Consider the following 4,347-nt stretch of genomic DNA (forward strand, 5'->3'; position numbering starts at 1 on the left):
CCCCCTGAGCCCCCGCCGCCGGACCCGCCCCGCCGCCGGGCGGGCCTGCCGGGCGTGGCGGACGTTCCGGCCGGTACCGTCGTGCCTCCGGGACCGTCCGGAAGCGCGTCCAGTCCGGGGATCAGCCCGGGGTCTCCGCCGTCGTTGCTCACACGTTCGTCCTACCAGATGAGGGGGGTGCGCCAGTCCCGTGGAACCGCGCGCGACCGGTTTGAACTCGCCGAGGGAACGGTGGATCATGGGCCGGTGCCCCCCGGGCCCAGACCGTCCCTCCGGATCCTGTAGGCAGCGTTGACCACCGCATCGGCCTCCGCGCGGGTGGGCTCCGCCCCTGCCGCCACCTCCACGCCGCCCGCGCCCGGGCCGCGCCGGCGGCGCTGGGCGAACCCGCGCAACCCCATCGTCGCGGCGACCGCCGTCGCGTTCGTGCTGCACATGGTCTGGGCGCTGTTCCTGGCCACCGAGGGCGGTGACCTGGCCGCCCAGGCGGCCTGGACGCACTTCGTGGGCAACTACCCGTGGGCCGCCTACAACCTGGCCTGGTACGGCGGCATCCACGTCGCGTCCTACAGCGTGATCTCGCCGTTCCTCATGGCCTGGTTCGGGATCCGGACGGTCGCGGTGATCAGCGGCACGCTGTCGGCGACGCTCACCGCGACGATGCTCGTCCGGTTCCGGGCCCCCGTCGCGCTGCCCGCCGCCGTGTGGGCGGCGTTCGCGATCTCCTGCAACTCGGCGTCCGGGCGCACCACCTTCGGCCTCGGCCTGCTGTTCGCCCTCGCCGCCGTCATGTGCGCCTTCACCTCCCGGGGGACGCCGTTCCTGCGCGCCTCGGGGATGGTCGGCTTCGGCCTGCTCGCGACCTTCGCCAGCCCCGTCGCCGGGCTGTTCCTGCTGGTCGTCGGGGCCGCGATGGTCCTCACCGGACGCCGCCGCGCGGGCGTCGCGATCTGCCTGGGCATGCCCCTGGTCGTCGGGACGACCACGCTGCTGTTCCCGTTCACCGGCGTCCAGCCGATCTCGCTCGCCGCGATCGTGCTCCCCGCGATCGCCAGCGTCGTCGCCGTCCTGGTCTGCGCGCCGAAGGACTGGAGACTCGTCCGGATCGGCGCGGCCGTCTACCTCGTCGGGATCCTCCTCACCTGGCTGATCCCGTCCCCGGTGGGCAGCAACGTGGAGCGCATGTCGCTGGTCTTCGGCGGCGTCTTCCTGCTCTGCGCCGTCGGCCGGGTGACCGACTGGCGCCGGATCGCGGTGCTGTCCGCGGCGTTCATCGTCACCGGCGTCTGGCAGGTCGTGAAGCCCATGGACGACCTGATCCACACCACCCCGGCCGCCGAGGCCGCCAACCGCTCCCGCGACCTGATCGCGCAGCTCGACGAGCGCGGCGCCGACCGGGGCCGGGTCGAGGTCGTCCCGCTGCGCTCGCACTGGGAGTCGGCCGGCCTGAGCCGCCAGGTCATCCTCGCCCGCGGCTGGAACCGCCAGGTGGACGCCGAACGCAACGCCCTGTTCTACAAGAAGACCCTGACGGCCGACGACTACCACGACTGGCTGCGCAAATGGGCCGTCCACTACGTCGTGCTGCCCGAGCAGGAGATCGACTGGTCGTCCCACAACGAGGACGTCCTCGTCCGCACCGGCCAGCCCTACCTCACCGAGGTGTGGAGCGACGCCAACTGGCGCCTGTTCAAGGTCAACGACTCGGCGCCGCTGGTCTCCGCGCCCGCCACCGTGCACCGCTTCCGCCCGGACAAGGTCGTCGTGAACGCCCCGGCGGCGGGCACCTACCTGGTCCGCATCGCCTACTCCCCCTGGCTGAGCGTCCACGGACCCGGCAAGGGCGCCTGCCTCGCCAACACCACGTCCGGCCCCGACAAGGACTTCGTCCAGATGAAGGTCCCGGCCCCGGGCCGCTACACCGTCGGCGCCCGCTACGAACTCCCCCGCGGCACCCCCTGCAGGTGACCCCGGCGGGCAGGACGCCGGTACCTCGGCAGGCCGCCTGAGACGGCCCCGCCGTCCACGGCATCCGAGGCCCCGGCCGGAGAGGCCCCGGCCGGAGAGGCCCCAGGACATGCGAAAGGCCCCCGCGGGTGCGGGGGCCTTCTCACGTGCTCGGGGTCACGCGCTCCGGGTCAGAGGCCCGCGATGTCGGCGAGGGCCTTGGCGCGGTCGGTGCGCTCCCAGGAGAAGTCGGGCTCCGGACGGCCGAAGTGGCCGTACGCGGCGGTCTGGGAGTAGATCGGGCGCAGCAGGTCCAGGTCGCGGACGATCGCGGCCGGACGCAGGTCGAAGACCTCCATGACGGCCTTCTGGATCCGCTCGACCGGCAGCTTCTCGGTGCCGAAGGTCTCCACGAAGACGCCGACCGGCTGGGCCTTGCCGATCGCGTAGGCGACCTGCACCTCGGCGCGGTCGGCGAGGCCCGCCGCGACGATGTTCTTGGCCACCCAGCGCATCGCGTACGCGGCCGAGCGGTCCACCTTGGACGGGTCCTTGCCGGAGAACGCGCCGCCGCCGTGCCGGGCCATGCCGCCGTAGGTGTCCACGATGATCTTGCGGCCGGTCAGGCCCGCGTCGCCCATCGGGCCGCCGATCTCGAACCGGCCGGTGGGGTTGACCAGCAGCCGGTAGCCCTCGGTGTCGATGTCGAACTCGGCGAGCACCGGGTCGACGACGTGCTCCTTGACGTCCGGGGTCAGCAGCTCCTTGAGGTCGATGTCCGGGGCGTGCTGCGACGACACGACGACCGTGTCGAGCCGGACGGCGCGGTCGCCGTCGTACTCGATGGTGACCTGGGTCTTGCCGTCGGGGCGCAGGTAGGGCACCACGCCGCCCTTGCGGACCGCCGACAGCCGGTGCGACAGCCGGTGCGCGATGGTGATCGGCAGCGGCATGAGCTCGGAGGTCTCGTTGCTGGCGTAGCCGAACATCAGGCCCTGGTCGCCGGCGCCCTGCTTGTCCAGGTCGTCCTGCTGGCCCTCCTCGCGGGCCTCGTAGGCGTCGTCCACGCCCTGCGCGATGTCGGGCGACTGCGCGCCGATGGACACCGACACGCCGCAGGAGTGGCCGTCGAAGCCCTTCTTGGACGAGTCGTAGCCGATCTCGAGGATCTTCTCCCGGATGACGCCGGGGATGTCGACGTAGGTCTCGGTGGTGACCTCACCGGCCACGTGGACCTGGCCGGTGGTGATCATCGTCTCCACGGCGACCCGGGAGGCCGGGTCGTCCTTGAGCATCGCGTCCAGGATGGCGTCACTGATCTGGTCCGCGATCTTGTCCGGGTGCCCCTCGGTGACGGACTCGGAGGTGAACAGGCGGCGAGACACGTACGTGAACTCCTTGCAGCGGCTGCTGACTTGTCGTCGCAGAACGGACTTGTCTTCGATCTTGCTGGCGGGAGACGCGGCCCCCGCCCCGCGCTTGCGCTTGAGTTTTCGGTCGGAGTCTATAGGGAACGGCGTCGCCGACAGCTAGACCCGGACGACGCGCACGGGGTGAGGCGCGCCTCAGTCGGACGCCGGAGCCGGCCGCCGGACGGTCCGGCCGGACGGGCGGTCACGTCCCGCGGGGGCCGGCGCCGAGCCGGGCCGCCGCCAGATCCCACACCACGTCGGCGAGATCCTCCTTGGGGCCGCGCGGGACCTCGGTGGCCGAACCGTCCGCGCCCAGCACGACGGCGGCGTTGTCGGGCCGTCCGAACGTCAGGTCGGCCCCCACCTGGTTCACGACCAGCAGGTCGCAGCCCTTGCGCTTCAGCTTCTCCCGGCCGTTGGCGAGGACGTCGTCGGTCTCGGCCGCGAACCCGACCACCACCTGCCCGTCCGGGCGGCGGACGCCGAGCTCGGCCAGGATGTCGGGGTTCTTGACCAGCCGGATCGGCGCGGGCTCCCCGGCCGGGTCCTTCTTGATCTTGGATTCGGCGTACTCGGCGGGCCGGAAGTCGGCCACCGCCGCGGCCATCACGACGATGTCGGCGTCCGCCGCCGCGGCGAGGACGGCCTCGCGCATCTCGCGCGCCGAGCCCACCGGGACGACGTGCGCCCCCGCCGGGTCGGGCAGCGCCGCGTTCGCGGAGACCAGCGTCACGCGGGCGCCGCGCGCCAGGGCGGTGCGGGCGAGCGCGTACCCCTGGAGGCCGGACGACCGGTTCCCCAGGAACCGCACCGGATCAAGCGCCTCGCGCGTCCCCCCGGCCGAGACCACCACGTGCCGTCCGGCCAGGTCGAAGAGCCCCGCCGCGCGCACCTCCACCCGCCGGCCGGCGGCGACCGTCCCGCCCGCCGGACCGCCGGTCCCGTCGGCGGGACAGGCCGCCGCGACGCCCGAGCCGGTCTCGGGGCC

3 protein-coding genes are annotated in these 4,347 nt (G+C 73.1%); 1 reads left to right on the forward strand and 2 read right to left on the reverse strand.

The genetic code is table 11. The annotated features are described in order from the left end of the window. The first annotated feature begins 291 nt into the window (after nt 1-291). Nucleotides 292-1,968 carry an MFS transporter gene (locus DZF91_RS27500; RefSeq protein ID WP_235834608.1) on the forward strand — a complete coding sequence of 559 codons (1,677 nt, stop codon included), beginning with the start codon at nt 292-294 and terminating at the stop codon, nt 1,966-1,968. Nucleotides 1,969-2,138: 170 nt separating this feature from the next. Here DZF91_RS27500 and metK read toward each other — a convergent pair whose 3' ends face one another. Then, nucleotides 2,139-3,332 carry a methionine adenosyltransferase gene (metK, locus tag DZF91_RS27505; protein ID WP_117360048.1) on the reverse strand — a complete coding sequence of 398 codons (1,194 nt, stop codon included), beginning with the start codon at nt 3,330-3,332 and terminating at the stop codon, nt 2,139-2,141. 229 nt (nt 3,333-3,561) lie between these two features. Next, the coding region (locus DZF91_RS27510) for a phosphopantothenoylcysteine decarboxylase domain-containing protein (protein ID WP_328589222.1) at nt 3,562-4,347 on the reverse strand (786 nt) is incomplete at its 5' end.

The organism is Actinomadura logoneensis (assembly GCF_003428695.1).
Lineage (GTDB): Bacteria > Actinomycetota > Actinomycetes > Streptosporangiales > Streptosporangiaceae > Spirillospora > Spirillospora logoneensis.